The following is a 22,024-nucleotide window of genomic DNA, read 5'->3' on the forward strand; positions in this document are numbered from 1 at the left end:
GACCTCACGCTGCTGTCCGGCCGATCGAGTCCTAGGTCTGGCGGACCAGAGCAGGTCCGGCCAAAACTCGGTGGGCGGTGTCAGTGCCGAACCGTAGGCTCACTCGTGATGCCCACCACACCCGCTGTGACCAAGGACCTCGCCGACCAGACCTCCCCCGCCGACGGTACGGGCCCCGCCGACCGTTCCGGCCATTCCGTCGTACGGACCCTGCTGCGCCTGTGGCCGTATGTACGCCCCGTGCGTGCCCGGCTGTTCACGGCCGCGTTCGTCGCGGTCGTCGCATCGTGTACGGGACTGGTGATTCCGCTCGTTCTGAAGTGGCTCGTGGACGGGCCGGTGGCCGACCGTGATCCGCGCGGGGTGTGGCTGGGGGCGCTGTATCTGCTGCTCCTCGGGATCGCCGAGGCCCTGCTCTTCGGTTTGCGGCGGTGGCTGGTGGCGCGCCCGCTGGCCGGTGTCGAGGCGGCCATGCGGGCGGATCTGTACCGGCATCTGCAGCGGCTGCCGGTCGCCTTCCACGACCGCTGGGCTTCGGGGCAGTTGCTGTCCCGGGCCACGACGGATCTGATGCTGCTGCGGATGTTCCTCGCCTTCCCCCTGACGTTCCTCCTGGTCAACGGTGTGACGATCCTGGTGGGCGTGATCATCATGCTGGTCCAGGAGTGGACGCTCGGCCTGGTGATCCTCATTCCCGCCGTGCCCGTGATGATCTTCTGCTGGCTCTTCGAGAAGCGGTACTCGGCAGTGGCGCGACGGGCGCAGGACCAGGTGGGCGATCTGACGACGCTCGTCGAGGAGAGCGTCCTCGGTATCCGTGTCATCAAGGGCTTCGGGCGGCATCGCAGCCAGGCCCGCGCCTTCCGCGACCTCTCCCGGACCCTGCGGGGCACGGAACTCGTCAAGGCGCGGCTCCTCGCCATGATCTGGGCCATCTTCACGCTGCCCGAACTCGCCATCGGCGTGGCGCTCGTCCTCGGCACGATGCAGGTGGCCGACGGGCAGCTGTCCGCCGGCACGCTGGTCGCCTTCCTCTCGACGGCCCTCGCGCTGCGCTGGCCCGTCGACTCGATCGGGTTCCTGCTGACGATGAGCCAGGAGGCGGCCACCGCCACCGAGCGCTATTTCGAGGTGATGGACGCCGAGCCGGAGTCGGCCGACGCCGCCGTGGACACGCGCCCCGTGGGGCGCGCGGCAGGCGGAGAAGACAGAGAAGGCAGACAAGGCAGAGACGGCGAAGGCGGAGAAGGCGGAGAAGGCGGAGAAGGCGGACTACGGTTCCATGGCGTGGCGTTCCGCTATCCGGACGCGCCGGCGGACGCCCCTCCCGTACTCGAACGCGTCGACCTCCACATCCGCGCCGGCGAGACCATGGCCCTGGTGGGGGCCACCGGCACCGGCAAGACGACGCTCACCGCTCTGGTCCCCCGCCTCCACGAGGTGACCGACGGCCGGATCACCCTGGACGGCGAGGACATCACCGCGATGCCCCGCGAGGAACTGCGCGCGCTCGTCGCCGTGGCCTTCGAAGAACCCACCCTCTTCTCCGCGAGCGTCGGCGAGAACGTCCTCATGGGCGCCGAGGACACCGCGGGTGAGGGCGAGCTGGCCCGCGCCCTCGCCGTGGCGCAGGCCGACTTCGCGCACGCCCTGCCCCAGGGCACCGACACCCAGGTGGGTGAACAGGGGCTGAGCCTCTCCGGCGGTCAGCGCCAACGGCTCGCCCTGGCCCGGGCGGTCGTGGGCCGCCCCCGCTTCCTCGTCCTGGACGACCCCCTGTCCGCCCTGGACGTCCACACGGAGGCCCTGGTCGAGGCCGCCCTGCGCCGTGTCCTCGCGGAGACGACCGCCCTGGTCGTGGCGCACCGCCCGTCCACGGTGCTGCTCGCCGACCGCGTGGCCCTGCTGTCCGGCGGCCGCATCGCCGCGGTCGGCACCCACCACGAACTGCTGCGGACGAATGCCGAGTACGCCCATCTGATGTCGGGCGCCGACGAGGACCCCGCCGCGCTGTCGGGCGCCGGGGAGGACCCGCTGTCCCGCGCTCAGGAGAAGACCGCGCTGGCCGGCGCGAAGGAGGACGATCGATGACGGCGCCCACGACGACCGCGCCGGCCAACGACGAAGAGCGGCCCCCGCCCCCGCACGGCGACGGCGATCCCTTCGACCGCGACACGCTCCCCACTCCCCCGCACGCGACGGCCAGGCTGCTGCGCTCCCTGCTCGCCCCTCTCAAGGCCCGCGTCGCCCTCACCACGGTGCTGCTCCTGCTCCAGCAGGCGGCCGAGCAGGCGGGGCCGCTGCTCGTGGCGTACGCCATCGACCGTGCCGTCCCGGCGCTGCGCGACGACGACCACGGCCCGCTGGTCGCCGTGGCGGTCGCCTATCTGCTGTGCACGGCGGCCGCCGGCGGGCTCCATTACGCCTTCATCCGGGCGTCCGGCCGCGTCAACCAGGATGTGCTGCTCGACCTGCGCGGCCGGATCTTCCGCCACGCGCAGGCGCTCAGCGTCGACTTCCACGAGCGCTACACCTCCGGTCGCCTCATCTCCCGCTCCACCACGGACGTGGAGTCGCTGCGCGAACTGCTCAGCGAGGGCCTTCAGGAGCTCATCACGGTCGTCCTGTCCTTCGTCTACATCTCGGCGATGCTGCTCTGGCTGGACCTGGGCCTGGGCGCCGTCGCGGTGGCCTCCTTCGTCCCGCTCTACCTCCTCGTACGCCGCTACCGGCGCCGCGCCGGGCACATCTTCGGCCTCCGCTCGACGGCGATCGCCGCGGTCATCGTGAAGTTCGCGGAGACCATGAACGGCATCCGGCCGGTGCGCGCGTTCCGCCGCGAGAAGACCAACGACGCGGACTTCCGCGTGCTCAACCGGCGTCACGAACGCACCAACGGCGACGGCCTTCTGGAGATGGCCCGCTATGTCGTCGGTTCCCGGCTGGTGGCCAACACCGCGGTCGCGGGCATCGTGCTGTGGGGTGCGTACCGGGTGGCGTCGCAAACGCTGGCGCTCGGTGTGCTGGCGGCCGCGGTGCTGTATCTGCGGCGCCTGTACGACCCGATCGACCGGCTGGGCATGTTCCTCAACTCATATCAGTCGGCGGCGGCTTCGCTGGAGAAGATCGCGGGTCTGCTCGCCCAGGTCCCGACGGTGCCGGAGCCCGCGCAGCCGCGGTCGCTGCCGGGGCTCGCGTCCGAGCACCCGGGCCGCGAGGTCGTCTTCGACGAGGTCCGCTTCGCGTACCGCACGGGCGGCGAGGTGCTCCCCCGCTTCTCACTGACCCTCCCGGCGGGCCAGACGGTCGCCGTGGTCGGCTCGACGGGCGCGGGCAAGTCGACGCTCGCCAAACTCCTGGCCCGCTTCTACGACCCCTCGGCCGGCCGGATCCTCCTAGACGGCGTCGACCTGCGCGAGCTCGCGGTGCCCGAACTCCGGCGCGGCGTGGTGATGGTGACCCAGGAGGCGTTCCTCTTCTCCGGGACGGTCGCCGAGAACATCTCCATCGGGCGTCCCGACGCCACCCGCGAGGAGATCGAGCGCGCCGCGAAGGCCATCGGCGCCCACGACTTCATCACCACTCTGCCCGACGGCTACGACACGGACGTACGCAAACGGGGTGGCCGCATCTCGGCCGGGCAGCGCCAACTCGTCGCGTTCGCGAGGGCGCTGCTCGCCGATCCCGCTGTCCTCATCCTCGACGAGGCGACCAGTTCCCTCGACATTCCCGGCGAACGGGCCGTCCAGCGCGCCATGTCGACGGTCCTGCGGGGCCGTACGGCCGTCGTCATCGCGCACCGCCTGTCGACGGTGGAGATCGCCGACCGGGTGCTGGTCATGGAGCACGGCCGCATCGTGGAGGACGGCTCGCCCGCCGAACTCGTCGCGGCGACAGGCAGGTTCGCGGATCTGCACGACGCGTGGCGGGAGAGCCTGGTCTAGGCGGAAACCGCGTACGGAACAACCGCGACACGAGAATCGCGACAGGGAAACCGCGAACGGGGAGGCTGGACAGAGGGTGGGGCGGCGGACGATCGACGCGTACGAGGATCCTGGCACGCCGGACTGTCGCAGCGGCGGCCGGTATCTGTGGTGGCTAGTCCGGGTGCAGTGGCGGCGGGCCGCCGCCGGTGGGCTGCTGGGCAGCACCTGGATGGTGCTCATGGCGGTGGCGCCGTACCTGCTGTCGCGGGCGATCGACGACGGTCTGGAGCCGGGCGACATGGGCGCGCTGGCGGGCTGGGTCGGCGTCCTGCTGACCGTCGGCACGTTCAACGCCTGGTTGAGCATCATGCGGCACCGCACGATGACCAGGCTCCGGATGGACGCGAACTTCCGTACCGTCAAGGCCGTGATCGGGCAGGCGACCCGGCTGGGTGGCTCGCTGCGGCGCCAGGTCGAGGCCGGGGAGGTCGTCACGATCGGTGTCGGTGACGTCCAGGTGATCAGCCAGTCCCTGACCATCGTCGGCCCGGGCGTCGGCGCCGTCGTCACCTATGTCTTCGTGGCCGTGGTCCTGATGTCCGTCTCGCTCCCGCTGTCCGCGGTGGTGCTGCTCGGCGTGCCGGTGGCCGGCGTGGTGGTCGGTCCGCTGCTGGGGCGCCTGCAGGGCACCGAGGCGGAGTACCGCGAGCGGCAGAGCGGGCTGACCGCGCGGATCGCGGACCTCGCCGAGGGGCTGCGCGTCCTCAACGGCCTGGGCGGCAAGGGCCTGTACGCCGACACCTTCCGGCGCGAGTCGCGGCAGCTGAGGGAGGAGGGGTACCGGGTCGGGGCCGTGACCAGCTGGGTCCAGGCACTCGGCGTCGGCGTGCCGACCCTGTTCCTGGCCGTCGTGACCTGGCTGGCGGCCCGGATGGCCGCCCAAGGCGCCATCACGATGGGCGAGTTGGTGTCGGTGTACGGCTATGTCGCGGTCCTCGTGGTGCCGGTGGCGTTCTTCATCGAGAGCTGTTACCAGGTCAGCCGCGGACTGGTGGCCTCCCGACGGGTCGCGCGCTTCCTGGCCCTGGAGCCCATGGAGGCCGATCCCCCCGCCGGTGCCCCCGGCAGGAAAACCGTGGACGCGCCCGCGTCGCCCTCGGCGCTGCGCGATCCACGGTCGGGTGTCGAGGTGCTGCCGGGCAGGCTGACCGCGCTGGCAGGTGCCCGGACCGCGGAGTCCGCGGCCGTGGTCGACCGCCTCGGCCGGTACACCGCGACGGCGGCGACCTGGGGCCGCGTACGCCTCGAAGAGATCGAACTGGCGCAGATCCGCGAGCGGATCCTCGTCGCGGACCATGAGGCCGACCTGTTCGCGGGCACCCTGCGCGACCTGCTGTGCGGCCGGTGGGGTCCGGACGGCAAGGACGAAGCGGCCATCGCCCGGGCCGTTCACGCCGCCGTGGCGGACGACGTCGTACGAGGCCTGCCGGCCGGGCTCGACTCCGCCGTCTCGGCTCAGGGCCGCAGTCTCTCCGGCGGTCAGCGGCAGCGGATTCGGCTGGCCCGGGCGCTGCTCGCCGACCCCGAGGTGCTGCTGGCGGTCGAGCCCACCTCGGCGCTCGACGCGCACACCGAGGCCGCCGTCGCCGCCCGGCTGCACGCCGCGCGCTCCGGCCGCACCACGCTCGTCACCAGCACCTCACCGCTGCTCCTGGACCGGGCGGACACCGTGCACTACCTGGTCGACGGCAAGGTCGCCGCCACCGGCAGCCACCGACGGCTGCTCGACGAGGAGCCCGGCTACCGGCTGCTGGTGGCCCGCGACGCCGACGCGGACGCGGACACCGGTGCGGACGCGGAGGCCGATGCGGACGCGGACACCGAGGAGGCCGTCCGATGACCACAGCCCCGACGGCAAAGGCACGTACGACAACCGCCCAGGGATCGGCCCACCTCCCCGTCGCCGAGCCGTCCGACGTGAACCGGGCGGCGCTCCGGCTGATCCGTGCCGACCGCCGCGCCTTCGCCACGGCGCTCGCCCTCAACTCACTGGCCGCCGCCGTCGGCCTGGTCGGCCCCTGGCTGCTCGGCCGCATCATCGACGAGGTCCAGGCCGGCAACGGCGTGGGCGCCGTGGACCGGCTGGCGCTCGCCATCGTCGTCTGCGCGCTGGTGCAGCTGGTGCTGGCACGCTATGCCCGGTATGTGGGACACCGTTTCGGGGAGCGGACGCTGGCGCGCGTACGGGAGCAGTTCGTCGACCGGGCGCTGGCGCTGCCCGCCTCGACGGTGGAGCGGGCCGGCACGGGCGATCTGACGGCCCGTGGCACCGCCGATGTCTCCGCGGTGGGCAGCACCTTGCGCGACGCCGGCCCCGAGCTGCTCATCTCCTCGGTCCAGTGCCTGTTCCTCCTCGGCGCCGTCTTCGTACTCGATCCGCTGCTCGGCTGCTGCGCGGTGGTCTGCCTGACCGGCATCTGGTTCGCCATTCGCTGGTACCTGCGCCGGGCGCGCACCGCCTATCTCGCCGAGGGCGCCGCCAACTCGGAGGTCGCCGAGATCCTCGCGGCCACCGCGTCCGGCGCCCGCACGGTCGAGGCCTTCGGGCTGCGCCGGCGGCGCGTCACCGCGAGCCGCCAGGCGCTGGAGACGTCGCGTCGCGCACGCATGTACACGCTGTTCCTGCGCACCGTGTTCTTCCTCGTCGTGGAGATCTCGTACGTCCTGCCGGTGGCCGGAGTGCTGCTGCTCGGCGGTGTGCTGCACGAGCGGGGCGCGCTGAGCCTGGGCACGGTGGTCTCCGCGGCCCTGTATCTGCGGCAGTTGGAGCACCCTCTCGACTCGATCCTGGTACGGGTCGAGCAGTTGCAGAGCAGCAGCGCGTCCTTCGCCCGGGTCGAGGGCCTGGCCAGGGCCCCGCGGGCGGCGGCGGCCGACTCCGCCGCGCCCTCTCCCGCGGACGACCTGATCGAGGTGACCGGTGTGCGCTACGCCTACGAAGGCGGGGGCGAGGTCCTGCGCGGGGTCGACCTGACGGTGCGCCCCGGGGAGCGGCTGGCGATCGTCGGGCCCTCCGGCGCCGGCAAGACCACCCTGAGCAGGTTGCTCGCGGGCATCGACACGCCACGCACGGGCACGGTGACGGTGGGCGGCGTACCGATCGCCGGCCTGGACCCCGAGCAGTTGCGGCGACAGGTCGTCCTCGTCACCCAGGAGCACCATGTGTTCCTCGGTACGGTCCGCGACAACCTGCTGATCGCCGCGCCGTCCGCCTCCGATGCCGAGCTGTGGGAGGCCCTCGCCGCCGTCGGTGCCGACTGGACGGGCGAGCTGCCGGCCGGGCTGGACACCGTGCTGGGGCCCACCGGGCACCGCACCGACGGCTCGCAGGCACAGCAACTGGCCCTGGCCCGCGTGGTGCTGGCCGACCCGCACACGCTGATCCTGGACGAGGCGACCGCGTTGCTGGACCCGACGACGGCCCGCCACACGGAGCGCGCGCTGGCCGCCGTCCTCGAAGGGCGCACCGTCATCGCCATCGCGCACCGCCTGCTCACCGCGCACGACGCGGACCGCGTGGCGGTGATGGAGGACGGCCGCCTGACCGAAGTGGGCACGCACGACAGCCTGGTGGCGGCCGACGGAGCGTACGCGGCGCTGTGGCACTCGTGGCACGGGGACGCACGGCCCGTATGAAGTTCCCGCATACCGGACATGACGATCCGGTCAACGGACCGTTTCCGGCCAACCTCTTGATGCGCTCCTGACAGGAAGCCACGATCCCTGCCACCCTTCCCTCAACTGCCGCACGGATCGGTCACAAAAACGGCACAACTCAGCCGTCGGCGTCAGTTTCAGCACCCGCACACGGTTCCGCCTTGTTCTGCCCGGACGGCCACCGACCGTCCGTTCCCCCTGGCCGCGCTCCCCGCGGCCACGCAGAAGGAGTCAGTGTTGAGACGCACCTCCCACAGACGCACCCCCCACAGCCCCACCTCCCACAGACGGGCGGCCGCCGCGGGCGCGCTCGTCGCCGCCGCCGCGCTGCTCGCCGCGGGCGTTCAGACGGGCGCCGCCACCGCCGCCGACAAACCGGCCCCCGGCAAGCTCCGTACCGGCGCCTTGGCCGCCGACCTCTCCCCCGCCCAGCGCGCCGAGCTGATACGCGACGCCAATGCCACCAAGGCGGCCACCGCCGAGGAGCTCGGCCTCGGCGCGAAGGAGAAGCTCGTCGTCCGCGATGTCATCAAGGACCGGGACGGCACGGTGCACACGCGCTACGAGCGCACGTACGCCGGGCTTCCGGTCCTCGGCGGTGACCTGGTCGTCGAGACCGCCAGGTCCGGGAAGACCACCGAGGTTTCGCGCGGTGTGAAGGCCCAGCTCAAGGGCATCACCACCAGCGCGGCGGTGCGGCCGGCGACCGCCGAGAAGCAGGCCCTGAAGGCCGCGGCGGCGGAGGGTTCGAAGAAGACCGAGGCGGACCGCGCGCGCAAGGTGATCTGGGCGGCGAGCGGCAGGCCGACCCTGGCGTACGAGACGGTGGTCGGCGGCCTTCAGCACGACGGCACCCCGAACGAGCTGCACGTCATCACCGACGCGGCCACCGGCAAGAAGCTCTTCGAGTACCAAGGGGTCGAGACCGGCACCGGCAACACCCAGTACGGCGGCACGGTGACCCTCGGCACGGCGCAGTCCGGGTCGAACTACACGCTCACCGACACCACGCGCGGCAACCACAAGACGAACAACCTGAACCGCGGCACCTCCGGCACCGGCACGCTCTTCTCGGGGTCCGACGACGTCTGGGGCAACGGCAGCCCGTCCAACCTGGAGACGGCCGGCGCCGACGCGCACTACGGCGCCGCGCTGACCTGGGACTACTACAAGAACGTGCAGGGCCGCAACGGCATCCGCGGGGACGGGGTCGGGGCGTACTCGCGCGTGCACTACGGCAACAACTACGTCAACGCCTTCTGGCAGGACAGCTGCTTCTGCATGACGTACGGCGACGGGTCGGGCAACGCCAAGCCGCTGACGTCGATCGACGTGGCCGCGCACGAGATGACGCACGGCGTCACCTCCAACACCGCGGGCCTCAACTACAGCGGTGAGTCCGGCGGCCTGAACGAGGCGACGTCCGACATCTTCGCCGCGGCGGTGGAGTTCTACGCCGGCAACTCCAGTGACGTCGGCGACTATCTGGTCGGCGAGAAGATCGACATCAACGGCAACGGCACACCGCTGCGCTACATGGACAAGCCGAGCAAGGACGGCGATTCCAAGGACAGCTGGTACTCGGGCATCGGCTCGATCGACGTCCACTACTCCTCCGGCCCGGCGAACCACTTCTTCTACCTGTTGAGCGAGGGCAGCGGCGCGAAGACCGTCAACGGCGTGTCCTACGACTCGCCGACCTCCGACGGCCTTCCGGTGACCGGCATCGGCCGCGACAAGGCCGCGCTGATCTGGTTCAAGGCGCTGACCACGAAGTTCACGTCGACGACCAACTACGCGGCGGCCCGCACCGGCACGCTCGCGGTCGCCGGTGAGCTGTACGGCACCACCAGCGCCGAGTACACGGCGGTGCAGAACGCGTGGGCCGGCATCAACGTCGGCGCACGGCCCGGCGGTGGCGGGGGCGGCGGCACGTCGTACGAGAGCACGACGGCCGTGTCGATTCCGGACAACGGCGCGGCGGTGACCTCGTCGATCACCGTCTCCGGCCGCACCGGCAACGCACCCGCGAATCTCGTCGTCACCCCGGACATCACGCACACCTGGCGCGGCGACCTGGTCGTCGACCTGATCGCGCCGGACGGCACGAGCTATCGCTTGAAGAGCTTCAGCTCCTCGGACTCGGCGGACGACGTCAACGAGCCGTACACGGTCAACGCGTCGTCCGAAACAGCCAATGGCACCTGGCAGTTGAAGGTGCAGGACCAGGCGGCGCAGGACGTCGGGAAGATCAACGGCTGGAAGCTGACGTTCCCGTAGGCCTGTCCCGTGAGCCTGGGCCGACCGTCCACAGGCCGTCTTGAGGACTCGCACAGACCGCCTTGAGGCCGCACCCAGAGGGCCTCAAGGCCTCGCACAGAAGGGTGCCGTCCCGGGGTCCGACTCCCCGGGGCGGTTCACTCTTTGCCGCACCCTGCCCCTGCTTTTGCCGGCACTTTGCGAGCGGCCGAATCCGCAATCCGTACACGGCACTTCGGGCAACGGACGATTTCCAGCCAACCTGCATGTGCCCCACTGACATGCACGCGTCCCACCTGGCACTGTTCCATCGCACGGCACTCCCGCACCGCACCTTCACATCGGTCGACCGGTTCCCCATGCCGGTCGAACACCCCCACAAAGGAGCTTGCGTGACTCCCCTCTACGCGCGTCACAAGCGTACGACTCTGGCCATCGCCACCGCCGTCGCCGCCGGAGCCCTCGTCACCACGGGCCTGACCACCGGTGCCACCGCCCAGTCCCCCGTCTCGTCGTCCGGCGAGACGACGCTCGCGGGCGCCCCGGTCCAGCTGTCCGCTGCCGAGCGCACGAGCCTGGTCAAGAAGGCCGACGCGGCCACGACACGGACGGCCGATGAGATAGGTCTCGGCGCCAAGGAGAAACTGGTCGTCAGAGACGTCGTCAAGGACGCGGACGGCACGACGCACACCCGCTACGAGCGGACGTACGACGGACTTCCGGTACTCGGCGGCGACTTGGTGATCCACGAGACCAAGTCCGGCAAGACCGAGGGCGTGACCAAGGCGACGAAGGCCACCATCAAGGTCGCCGACCTCACCCCCGACATCGCCAAGTCCACCGCCGAGAAGCAGGCGCTCAAGTCCGCCAAGGCGGAGGGCAGCACCAAGTCGGAGGCCGACAAGGCGCCCCGCAAGGTCGTCTGGGCGGCGAGCGGCACCCCGGCTCTCGCGTACGAGACCGTGGTCGGCGGCTTCCAGCACGACGGCACCCCGCAGCAGCTGCACGTCATCACGGACGCCACCACGGGCGAGAAGCTGTACGAGTGGGAGGCGATCCAGACCGGTACGGGCAACAGCCAGTACAGCGGCAAGGTCACCATCGGGACCTCGAAGTCGGGCTCGACGTACCAGCTCAACGACACGACCCGGGGCTCCCACAAGACGTACAACCTCAACCGCGGTACGTCCGGCACCGGCTCGATCTTCACCGACGCCGACGACACCTGGGGCACGGGCGCCGCCTCCAACACCCAGACCGCCGGCGTCGACGCCCACTACGGCGCGCAGGTCACCTGGGACTTCTACAAGAACGTCCTCGGCCGCAGCGGCATCAAGAACGACGGCAAGGCCGCCTACTCGCGCGTCCACTACGGCAACGCGTACGTCAATGCCTTCTGGGACGACGACTGCTTCTGCATGACGTACGGCGACGGCGAGGGCAATGCCAAGCCGCTGACGTCGATCGACGTGGCCGGCCACGAGATGACGCACGGTGTCACCTCCAACACCGCGAAACTCAACTACAGCGGTGAGTCCGGCGGCCTGAACGAGGCGACGTCCGACATCTTCGGCACGGCGGTGGAGTTCTACGCGGCGAACTCGTCGGACAAGGGCGACTACCTCATCGGCGAGAAGATCGACATCAACGGCGACGGCACGCCGCTGCGCTACATGGACAAGCCGAGCAAGGACGGCAGCTCCAAGGACAACTGGTCCTCCAGCCTGGGCGGCATCGACGTCCACTACTCCTCCGGCCCGGCGAACCACTTCTTCTACCTGCTGAGCGAGGGCAGCGGCGCGAAGACGATCAACGGCGTCAGCTACAACTCCCCGACGTCGAACGGCTCCACCGTCACCGGCATCGGCCGCGACAAGGCGGTCAAGATCTGGTACAAGGCGCTGACCACGTACATGACGTCCACGACGAAGTACGCGGGCGCGCGCACCGCGACACTGAAGGCGGCGACGGACCTCTACGGCTCCACCAGCACGGAGTACAAGACGGTGAACGCGGCGTGGGCCGCGATCAACGTGCGCTGACGCTCGACCCTCCGTCACCGCACGCGTGTGGGCAGCCCCCGAAAGAAGGTGTTTCGGGGGCTGCTTTACGCTGCTCCCCATGCCCCCCACGGAAACGCCCTTCACGTACGACGACGTGGGCGCGACCCGCGAGAAGCGCTGCCCGCCCGGATTCCACCCCATGGACGTCAGAACCATCGTCGGCGAAGGCCGTCATGTCTTCGAGACGGCGTCCCGCGCGGTCCTGACCTTCGAACTGCACCGGGCGATCGGCGTCGGCATCGCCACCGAGGCGGACCGCGCCACCCCCGGCGTCGACGTGACCGTCACCCTCGGCGGCCTGGTCAAAGCCCCCTGCCGCGTCGTCTGGACCGTCGACGAACCCCGTCGCGCCGGCTGGGCCTACGGCACGCTCGCCGGCCACCCGGAGTCCGGCGAGGAGTCCTTCGTAGTCACCATGACCGGCGACGGCACGGTCTGGCTCACCGTCACCGCCTTCAGCCGCCCGGCCAAGTGGTACACCCGCGCGGGCGGCCCGGCGACCCGGGGGTTGCAGCACGCGTACGCACGCAGGTGCGGGGCGGTACTGCGACGCCTGTGCGCGGGAGACGACGACTGATACGAGGCTTCCAGGCAACGGTCTGAGCCCGCCCTATGACTTCCGAGGGTCACAACCGTCTCGCCCTCCCCTCTAATGGAAGCCAAGCCGACGGGGGAGTCGGAAGACGGCTGATCCGGTCTGTATGACCGGACCAAGGCAGGGGGTGGCCACGGTGCGGGCCTCGAGGTTCGTTTCCACAGTGGCGCTGTCGATGTGCGTGGCGGCCATGACCGGCGGCTGCGGGCAGGGCACGGGCCAGAACGACGCGGGGGAATCGCGGTCCGTACCGCGGTCCGCCCGGGCCCAGGACGATCTGCTGAAGAGCGCCGAATCCGCGCTCGTACGGCGTTGCCTGACGGAACGCAAGGTGTCACTGCCGCCGACGCCGCGCGAGTCGGCGAACGGAAGCGGAAGCGGCAGCGCGCAGAATCAGGGAGCCGCGCGGCAGCGCCAGTTCCCGTACGGCATCGACGACCCCGCCTGGGCCGCCGAGTACGGCTTCGGCAGCGCGGCGGGGACCGGGGAGCCGGACCGCGGGGACGGAGCCCGCGACACCTCACGGACACAGCGGACACAGCGGACGCGACAGACACAGCAACAGCAACTGGCCGACGCGCTGTTCGGCACCGGACGCCGTGAACTGTCCACCCGGACGGCCACCGGACAGGTCGTCAAGGCCAACAGCGACGGCTGCCTCGCCGAAACGCAGCGCGTCCTCTACGGCGACCAGGCACGCTGGTTCCGCAGCGAGGTCGCGGTCAACAACCTCGAGGCCGGCGCCCACCAGCGCGTGACCCGGGACCCGGCGTACCGGGCCGTGCTCGCCCGCTGGTCGCGCTGCGTCGCCCCGGTGCAGAAGGCCGAGGACCCGGGAGAGCTGCGCAGCGCATGGCAGCGCCGCGCCCGCGACCTCGAACCGCGACAGGCCACGGATCTGCAGCGGCGGTACGCCGTGGCCGAGGCGCGGTGTGTACGGAGCACGGGCCTCGCAAGCACCGGTGCCCGGCTGGAGAAGGGCCACGCGGCCGACGTACGCGCCGAGTACGCCGACCTGATCGCCGACCACCGGCAGATGCGCGAGCGCGGCCTCCGCTACGCCGTCCGGCACGGCATCTGAGGCGTCTCCCTCCATTTCCACTTCCGGGTGCTGCCCCGCCTCCGAAGGTCGGCAGGCACCCCGTCACCCATCACCTCCGCGGCCGCACCGTGCTGCGCTGCGCTGCCGCGCGCCCCCTCACGACAACCGGACTCCCGGAGCCAGGGCCGACCGACCGGCCGGCAGAGCCCCGGGTTCAGCGAGTGCGTCCCGTCGTGGACCACTCGGCTTCACTCACCGAAACAACCGAAAGGACACAACATCATGCGCAAGACCTTCATCACCGCGGCCGGCGCGCTCCTCGCCGCGGGTGCCGCCCTGGCCGTCGCACCCGGCACGGCCCAGGCCGCCGCCCCCTGCTCCTCCGGAAGTTTCTGCGCCTACACCGACGCCAACTTCGGCGGCCAGGCGGTCGGCTGGACCGGCGACGACGGCTGGTGGGAGGGCAACATCGCGGACCAGGACAGCTCGTGGGCCAACCACGGCATCTCGGGCCCGGGAGTCAAGGACCACGTCAAGGTCTTCGCCAGCGCGTGGCAGGGCGGCGGCGTCACCATCTGCCTGACCCCCGGCCAGGAGGTCGGCTACAACGCCACCGCCAACGACCGGGGCGACTCCCACACCTGGACCTCCGGCTGCTGAACGTACTGAGGACGAGGCTCGCCACCTGGGCGTGACACCCGGGTGGCGAGCCTCGTCTTCGTCGGGTGTCTCCGCCCAGCCACCCCCGCCCAACTCACCGCATCAAAACCCCCGCCGCCTCCCCCAGCTCCTCCGAAGGAACCGCCACCAGCCCCAGCTCCGCGCTCGACGCCAGCAGTCGATGGGCGGGGAGGATGCGGACCGTGTAGCCGAAGGGGCCGGTGCGGTCCAGGGACAAGGGGCCCTCGTAGACCCAGCGCCCCTCCAGGTCCGGCCCGCCCACAGGTTTCAGTGGAACCGGTGTGCCGTCCGCGATGCGGTCCTCCGCGTCGACGCGTCCCGAGACCGCCTGGACCTCGACGTCGTCCGGGACGAGGTCGCCGAGGCCGACGCGGACCCGCAGGGAGAGCGTCGAGCCGAGTTCGGCGGTGGCCGTGGCAGCCGAGGTCTCGACGTGGTCGACCGTGACATGCGGCCAGGCCGTACGGACGCGGGACTTCCAGACCGCCAGCTCACGGGCGGAGGAAGCGTCCATCGAGCGGTGGGCGAGCGCCGCCGGGGTGTAGAGGCGTTCCACGTACTCGCGGACCATGCGGCCCGCGAGGACCTTCGGGCCCAGCAGGGTCAGCGTCTGGCGGACCATGTCGATCCAGCGGTCGGGGAGTCCGCCGGGACCGCGTTCGTAGAAGCGCGGCGCGATGCGCTGTTCCAGCAGGTCGTAGAGTGCCGCCGCCTCCAGCTCGTCACGGCGGTCGTCGTCCGTGGCCGTGCCGTCCGCCGTGGGGATCGCCCAGCCGAAGTCGGGCTGGAACCATTCGTCCCACCAGCCGTCCAGCACCGACAGATTCAGACAGCCGTTCAAAGCCGCCTTCATGCCCGACGTCCCGCACGCCTCCAGCGGACGCAGTGGGTTGTTCAGCCAGATGTCGCAGCCCGGATAGAGCTTCTGGGCCATCGCCATCCCGTAGTCGGGGAGGAACACGATCCGGTGGCGTACCCGGGGATCGTCCGCGAACCGCACCAGCTCCTGGATGAGGCGCTTGCCGCCGTCGTCCGCCGGGTGGGCCTTGCCCGCCACCACGATCTGGAGCGGCCGCTCCGGGTGCAGCATCAGGTCCATCAGCCGATCGCGGTCGCGCAGCATCAACGTCAGCCGCTTGTACGAGGGGACGCGGCGCGCGAAGCCGATCGTCAGCACATCGGGGTCCAGTACGCCGTCGATCCAGCCCAGTTCGGCGGTACCGGCGCCGCGCTGCCGCCACGACGCCTGCAGCCGCTCCCGTACCTCCGTCACCAGCTGTTCGCGCAGGCTCCGGCGCAGCTCCCAGATGTCCTGGTCGGGGATCTCTGCCACGGCGTCCCAGCGCTCGGGGCCGCCGTTCGTCATGGCGTCCTCCGTCCGCTGCGCGCCGATCTGGCGGGCGCCCAGCCGGAAGACCTCCGGCGCCACCCAGGTGGGGGCGTGCACGCCGTTCGTCACGGAGGTGATCGGTACCTCGTCGGAGTCGAAACCCGGCCAGAGTCCGGAGAACATGTCCCGGCTGACGTGTCCGTGCAACAGCGACACCCCGTTGGCCCGCTGGCCGAGCCGCAGGCCCATCACCGCCATGTTGAAGAGGTTGGGCTCGCCGCCGGGGTAGGTCTCCATCCCGAGCTGGAGGATCCGCTCCACCTCGATGCGCGGGAGCTCGGCGTCCGGGCCGAAGTGCCGGGCCACCAGCTCCCGGTCGAAGCGGTCGATTCCGGCGGGTACGGGGGTGTGGGTGGTGAAGACGGTCCCCGCGCGGACCGCCTCCAGCGCGGCGTCGAAATCCAGCTCTTCGTAGGACAGTTCGTGTATACGCTCCAGGCCAAGAAATCCCGCGTGCCCCTCGTTCGTATGGAACACCTCGGGCCGCGCGTGCCCCGTCAGACGGCAGTACGTGCGGACGGCGCGCACTCCTCCGATGCCGAGCAGCATCTCCTGGAGCAGCCGGTGCTCGCTCCCGCCCCCGTACAAGCGGTCCGTCACGCCGCGCTCACCGAGGTCGTTCTCCTCGACGTCCGAGTCCAGCATCAGCAGCGGGACCCTGCCCACCTGCGCGAGCCAGATATGCGCCCGCAGGGACCGGTCGCCGGGCAGGGCGAGGGAGACCTGGGAAGGGGTGCCGTCGGGCTCGCGCAGCAGTGACACCGGGAGTTCGTTGGGGTCGAGGACCGGATAGTGCTCCTGCTGCCAGCCGTCCCGCGACAGCGTCTGCCGGAAGTAGCCGTGCCGGTAGAGCAGTCCGACACCGATCAGGGGTACGCCGAGATCGCTGGCCGCCTTGAGATGGTCCCCGGCGAGGATACCGAGGCCGCCGGAGTACTGCGGCAGCGCGGCCGTGATGCCGAACTCAGGTGAGAAGTAGGCGATGGCGGCGGGGAGTTCGGCCGACTGCTCCTGGTACCAGCGGTTGCCGCTCACATAGTCGTGCAGGTCGTCGGCGGCAGCGGTGAGCCGACGCAGAAAGCGCCGGTCCTCGGCCAGTTCGGCGAGCCGTCCGGGCGACACGCTCCCGAGGAGGCGTACGGGATCGCACCCGGAGGCGGTCCAGCGCTCGGGGTCCACGGACTGGAAGAGATCACGGGTCTCGGCATGCCAGGACCAGCGCAGATTGCGCGCCAGATCGCTGAGCGGGTGAAGGGCTTCGGGGAGTACGGGACGCACGGTGAACCTGCGGATGGCCTTCACGAGCTTCCACCTTCACGGAGGACGTACGCAGCAGCGGGACGCACACCGGCAGGCGTGCGCCCTTGGTCACCCACGACGGTAGCGGCGAGGGTGGCTTCGCAACACGGCGCGAAACGCTCCGGGGAAGTGCGGTACTGCTGCCGCGGGCCGTCAATGGCTGGTTGCGCCCAGGCGGCGGAGCCACATAAGTCACCGCCTGGCGCCCCTGACGGGGCGCGCCACCGGACAGCATCCGATTCGGCTTGAAACAGCCGCAACCTTCACAGGTACGTCACGGACGATATGGCTGATTCCGCCCCGACGTTTGACCTTGTGGCACTTCACACCGCACGAGAAGCTGCCAAGTGGCGATCCCGGTAGGCACCGGCAGACACCGGTGGACACCGGCCAGAAACCGGCAGGAACCCGTCAAGGGCGCGGGCAACTCGGGCCGGGGTACGCCGAGTTGAGGAGGGGAACTCAGACCATGGCACTGACGCGACAGCGGCGTCTGCAATGGGCGGGAGGCCTCACCGCGGTCACCACGGCCGCAGTGCTTTCGGCCGGCACTCTGCCCGCACACGCCGCCCCGCAGGGGCAGATACTCGGAGCCGGCGCCGCCGGCTCCGTCAGCGACAGCTACATCGTCACCCTCAGAGGGGGAACCAAGGCTCCGACGAAGGCGGGCAAGGACATCGTTGCCAAGTATGGGGCGAAAATCAGCCACACGTACAGCACCGCGATCAATGGGTACGCGGTGAAGGTCAACGAGCAGCAGGCCAAGCGCCTCGCCGCCGACTCACGGGTGGCGGCGGTCGCGCAGGACACCGCGGTGACCCTCGAACACCAGCAGAAGAACCCGCCGTGGGGTCTCGACCGCATCGACCAGGAGAGCCTGCCGCTGGACCGCGGTTACACCTGGCCGGAGTCGGCGGGCCAGGGTGTGACCACGTACGTCATCGACACCGGAATCCGGATCACGCACCAGGACTTCGGCGGCCGGGCGAGCTACGGCTGGGACTTCGTCGACAACGACGCGACCGCCCAGGACGGCCACGGACACGGCACACACGTGGCGGGCACCATCGCCGGTACGACCTATGGCGTCGCGAAGAAAGCCAAGGTCGTCGGGGTCCGCGTACTCGACAACGAAGGATCCGGCACCACCGCACAGGTGATCGCGGGCATCGACTGGGTGACCAAGAACGCCCAGAAGCCCGCCGTGGCCAACATGAGCCTGGGCGGATTCGCGAACGCGCAACTGGACGCCGCCATCCGCAACTCCATCGCCTCCGGAGTCACCTACGCGGTCGCCGCCGGCAACGACGGCCTTCCGGCGAGCCTCTACTCGCCCGCCCGGGTCCAGCAGGCCATCACGGTCGGCGCGAGCGACAAGAAGGACGCGCGGGCGAGCTTCTCCAACTGGGGCGCGCGAGTCGACCTGTTCGCCCCCGGCGTGGACGTCACCTCCGCGTCGAACGCGAGCGACAACGGCAAGGCCACTTTCTCCGGTACGTCGATGGCGTCGCCCCATGCGGCCGGCGCGGCCGCGCTGTATCTGGCCGACCATGCCTCGGCGACACCCGCCGAGGTGAGTAAAGCTCTCGTCGATCGAGCCGCATCCGGGAAAATATCCAACGCGGGCGTCGGTTCGCCGAACAAACTCCTGCAGGTCAACAATCCCTAAGTAGTTGCCCGTTAACGGACCGGCCCCGTCCCGCTGAGTCTCAGCCGAGCCTCACCGGACGAGGCCGGTCTTGTGTGTAGACATACGCGCGAGTAGTTAACAAAGTGCCGGATTGCCCACCCGAAAAGGGTGGGAAGGCTCCACCGGTACGCTCCGAAGAACGAGCCTCCCCCACACCCCCATCCGCCCACCCACGTTGATGCGGACAGGAGCGGTCATGCCCGCCACGCACCACTCGTCATCACCCCCGACGTCCGGCACGGACAAACCCCTCGCGCGGGAGGAGAAAGCCGGCCCGCCCGACCCCGCGAAGGCCGAGCCGGCCGAAGCGACGCAGGCAGAACAGGCCGAAGCGGCGCCGGCGGAGGCGGCACCGGCGAGCGCCGAACCGGCCCCTGCCACACCGGCGAAGCCCGCGAAGGCAAAGGCGAAGGCCACGAAGGCAAAGCCCAAGCCGACGCGGACAGAACCGACACGGACAGAACCGGCGCAGACGGAATCGATGGAGGCCGAACCGCCGCGAGCCGAACCGCCACTGACCGAACCGTCACAGGCCGTATGGAAGCAGGCCGAATCGCCACGGATCGAGCGGACGCAGCCCGAACCGTCACGCACCGAACCGGCGCAGGCCACACCCCCGGCCGGCGGCGGCGCGCTCATCGGGCGCATCCCCGTGCTGGACGTCCGCCCCCTGGTGACGGGCGGCCGCCGTCCCGCCAAGGCCGTGGTGGGCGAGGAGTTCGAGATCTCGGCGACGGTCTTCCGCGAGGGGCACGACGCGGTGGCCGCCAACGTCGTGCTGCGCGACCCGGAGGGCCGCACCGGCCCCTGGACCCCGCTGCGGGAGCTGGCCCCCGGCACGGACCGCTGGGGCGCCATGGTCTCCGTACCGCGCGAGGGCACCTGGACGTACACGGTGGAGGCGTGGAGCGACCCCATCAGCACCTGGCGCCACCACGCGCAGATCAAGATCCCGGCGGGGATCGACACGGAGCTGGTCCTGGAGGAGGGCGCGCTGCTGCACGAACGGGCAGCGACCGGCGTGCCGAAGAGCGAGGGCCGCCGCGACACGGTCCTCGCCGCCGTCGACGCCCTGCGCGACACCGAGCGCCCCGCCGCGGCCCGCCTCGCCGCCGCCCTCACCCCCGACGTGGACGACGTCCTCGCCCGCCATCCCCTGCGCGAACTCGTCTCGGCCTCCGACCCGTTGCCGTTGCTGGTGGAGCGGGAGCGGGCGTTGTTCGGCTCGTGGTACGAGTTCTTCCCGCGTTCGGAGGGCGCGGTGGTGGAGGTGGGCCGGCCGCCGGTCAGCGGAACTTTCCGTACCGCGGCCAGGCGGCTGGAGGCAATCGCCCGGATGGGCTTCGACGTGGTGTACCTGCCGCCCATCCATCCCATCGGCACGACGTTCCGCAAGGGCCCCAACAACACGCTGTCGGCGGGGGCCTGGGATGTGGGGGTGCCGTGGGCGATCGGTTCTGCGGAGGGCGGTCATGACGCCGTCCACCCGGATCTGGGCACTCTGGAGGACTTCGACGCGTTCGTGGCCGAGGCGGGCCGGCTGGGTCTGGAAGTGGCGCTGGACTTCGCGCTGCAGTGCTCGCCGGATCATCCGTGGGTGGACAAGCATCCGGAGTGGTTCCATCACCGCCCGGACGGCACGATCGCGTATGCGGAGAACCCGCCGAAGAAGTACCAGGACATCTATCCCATCGCCTTCGATCAGGACATGCCCGGTCTGGTCGCCGAGACGCTGCGGGTGCTGCGGTTCTGGATGGATCACGGGGTGCGGATCTTCCGGGTGGACAATCCGCACACCAAGCCGGTGGTGTTCTGGGAGCAGGTGATCGCGGCGGTCAACCGCTCGGATGCGGATGTGCTGTTCCTGGCGGAGGCGTTCACCCGGCCGGCGATGATGCACACGCTGGCGCAGATCGGTTTCCAGCAGTCGTACACGTACTTCACCTGGCGTAACAGCAAGCAGGAGCTGACGGAGTATCTGACGGAGTTGTCGGGGGACGCGGCGGCTTATATGCGGCCGAACTTCTTCGTGAACACGCCGGACATCCTGCATGAGTTTCTGCAGCGGGGTGGGCGGCCGGCGTTCGAGTTGCGGGCGGTGCTGGCCGCGACACTGTCGCCGACCTGGGGTGTCTACAGCGGGTTCGAGCTGTGTGAGAACACCCCGCTGCGGGCGGGCAGCGAAGAGTACCTGCATTCGGAGAAGTACCAACTACGGCCACGGAACTGGGAGTCGGCCGAACGCGAGGGCCGTAGCATCAGTCCCCTGATAGCCGAACTCAATAGGATCCGGCGGCGCAGCCCGGCCCTGAGGCAGCTACGGGACCTGCACTTCCATCACGCGGACAAGGACGCGGTCATCGCGTACTCGAAGCGCAGCGGCTCGAACACGGTTGTGGTGGTGGTCAACCTCGACCCGCACCACACCCAGGAGGCCACGGTCTCGTTGGACATGCCACGACTCGGCCTGGAGTGGCACGAGTCCGTCCCGGTGCGCGACGAGCTCACCGGCGCCACCTACCACTGGGGCAGGACCAACTATGTGCGGCTCGAACCCGGCCAACAGCCCGCGCACATCCTGACCGTCCTGCGACCGTCCTCACCGCCAACCGGAGGGTCACCCACATCATGATCGTCAACGAGCCCGTCCCGGACACCTTCGAAGACACCCCCGCGAAAGACCGCGACCCCGAGTGGTTCAAACGCGCCGTGTTCTACGAAGTCCTCGTCCGCTCCTTCCAGGACAGCAACGGCGACGGCATCGGCGACCTCAAAGGGCTGACGGCCAAGCTGGACTACCTGCAATGGCTCGGCGTCGACTGCCTGTGGCTGCCGCCGTTCTTCAAGTCCCCGCTGCGCGACGGCGGCTACGACGTCTCCGACTACACCGCCGTCCTGCCCGAGTTCGGCGACCTCGCCGACTTCGTGGAGTTCGTGGACGCCGCCCACCAGCGCGGCATGCGCGTGATCATCGACTTCGTCATGAACCACACCAGCGACCAGCACCCGTGGTTCCAGGCCTCCCGCAACGATCCCACCGGCCCGTACGGCGACTACTACGTATGGGCGGACGACGACAAGCAGTACCAGGACGCCCGGATCATCTTCGTCGATACCGAGGCCTCCAACTGGACCTTCGACCCGGTCCGCAAGCAGTACTACTGGCACCGCTTCTTCTCCCACCAGCCGGACCTCAACTTCGAGAATCCGGCCGTCCAGGAAGAGATCATCTCCGCCCTGCGGTTCTGGCTGGATCTGGGGATCGACGGGTTCCGGCTGGACGCGGTCCCCTACCTCTACGCGGAGGAGGGCACCGACTGCGAGAACCTCCCCGCCACCCACGAGATGCTCAGGCGGGTACG

Annotated in this window: 13 protein-coding genes; 12 read left to right on the forward strand and 1 reads right to left on the reverse strand. The window is 70.3% G+C overall.

Annotation, left to right across the window (positions count from 1 at the left end):
- Positions 1-108: 108 nt before the first annotated feature.
- The 9 genes from FE633_RS21940 to FE633_RS21980 all read left to right on the forward strand — a co-directional run bounded on the left by FE633_RS21940 (position 109) and on the right by FE633_RS21980 (position 14,262).
- Complete coding sequence (locus tag FE633_RS21940) at positions 109-2,091, forward strand: ABC transporter ATP-binding protein (protein ID WP_138046865.1); 1,983 nt, start codon at positions 109-111, stop codon at positions 2,089-2,091.
- Complete coding sequence (locus tag FE633_RS21945; RefSeq protein ID WP_138046866.1) at positions 2,088-3,944, forward strand: ABC transporter ATP-binding protein; 1,857 nt, start codon at positions 2,088-2,090, stop codon at positions 3,942-3,944. The genes FE633_RS21940 and FE633_RS21945 overlap by 4 nt, the downstream gene beginning before the upstream one ends.
- A gap of 76 nt (positions 3,945-4,020) precedes the next feature.
- Complete coding sequence (locus tag FE633_RS21950) at positions 4,021-5,826, forward strand: ABC transporter transmembrane domain-containing protein (protein ID WP_246113761.1); 1,806 nt, start codon at positions 4,021-4,023, stop codon at positions 5,824-5,826.
- A complete protein-coding gene (locus FE633_RS21955; protein ID WP_138046867.1) occupies positions 5,823-7,622 on the forward strand; it encodes an ABC transporter ATP-binding protein in 1,800 nt (599 codons plus the stop codon). Before FE633_RS21950 ends, FE633_RS21955 begins: the two co-directional genes overlap by 4 nt.
- Positions 7,623-7,877: 255 nt before the next feature.
- Positions 7,878-9,923: a M4 family metallopeptidase gene (locus FE633_RS21960; protein WP_138046868.1), complete on the forward strand. Its 2,046-nt coding sequence runs from the start codon at positions 7,878-7,880 to the stop codon at positions 9,921-9,923.
- Between the two features lie 371 nt (positions 9,924-10,294).
- Entirely contained in the window at positions 10,295-11,944 is a 1,650-nt protein-coding gene (locus FE633_RS21965; protein ID WP_138046869.1) for a M4 family metallopeptidase, read from the forward strand.
- 79 nt (positions 11,945-12,023) lie between these two features.
- Positions 12,024-12,542, forward strand: coding sequence for a DUF1990 domain-containing protein (locus tag FE633_RS21970; RefSeq protein ID WP_138046870.1), 519 nt, complete (start codon positions 12,024-12,026; stop codon positions 12,540-12,542).
- 124 nt (positions 12,543-12,666) lie between these two features.
- Positions 12,667-13,641, forward strand: a complete 975-nt coding sequence (locus FE633_RS21975; RefSeq protein ID WP_138046871.1) for a hypothetical protein — start codon at positions 12,667-12,669, stop codon at positions 13,639-13,641.
- A 243-nt stretch (positions 13,642-13,884) separates the two neighbouring features.
- Positions 13,885-14,262, forward strand: a complete 378-nt coding sequence (locus tag FE633_RS21980) for a peptidase inhibitor family I36 protein (RefSeq protein ID WP_119105937.1) — start codon at positions 13,885-13,887, stop codon at positions 14,260-14,262.
- Between the two features lie 94 nt (positions 14,263-14,356).
- Here FE633_RS21980 and FE633_RS21985 read toward each other — a convergent pair whose 3' ends face one another.
- Entirely contained in the window at positions 14,357-16,975 is a 2,619-nt protein-coding gene (locus FE633_RS21985) for a glycosyltransferase family 1 protein (RefSeq protein WP_138046872.1), read from the reverse strand.
- Between the two features lie 466 nt (positions 16,976-17,441).
- Here FE633_RS21985 and FE633_RS21990 point away from each other — a divergent pair, with 466 nt between their 5' ends.
- From FE633_RS21990 to FE633_RS22000, 3 genes are all read left to right on the forward strand, one after another.
- Entirely contained in the window at positions 17,442-18,641 is a 1,200-nt protein-coding gene (locus FE633_RS21990) for a S8 family peptidase (protein WP_138046873.1), read from the forward strand.
- Positions 18,642-18,858: 217 nt separating this feature from the next.
- Positions 18,859-21,294 (forward strand): alpha-1,4-glucan--maltose-1-phosphate maltosyltransferase, encoded by a 2,436-nt coding sequence (locus tag FE633_RS21995; protein ID WP_246113762.1) that lies wholly within the window; start codon positions 18,859-18,861, stop codon positions 21,292-21,294.
- Positions 21,291-22,024, forward strand: a 734-nt coding sequence (locus tag FE633_RS22000; protein WP_246113763.1) for an alpha-amylase family glycosyl hydrolase, incomplete at its 3' end; no start/stop codon positions are given. The genes FE633_RS21995 and FE633_RS22000, both read left to right, overlap by 4 nt.

Source organism: Streptomyces montanus, from assembly GCF_005786655.1.
GTDB classification, from domain to species: domain Bacteria; phylum Actinomycetota; class Actinomycetes; order Streptomycetales; family Streptomycetaceae; genus Streptomyces; species Streptomyces sporangiiformans.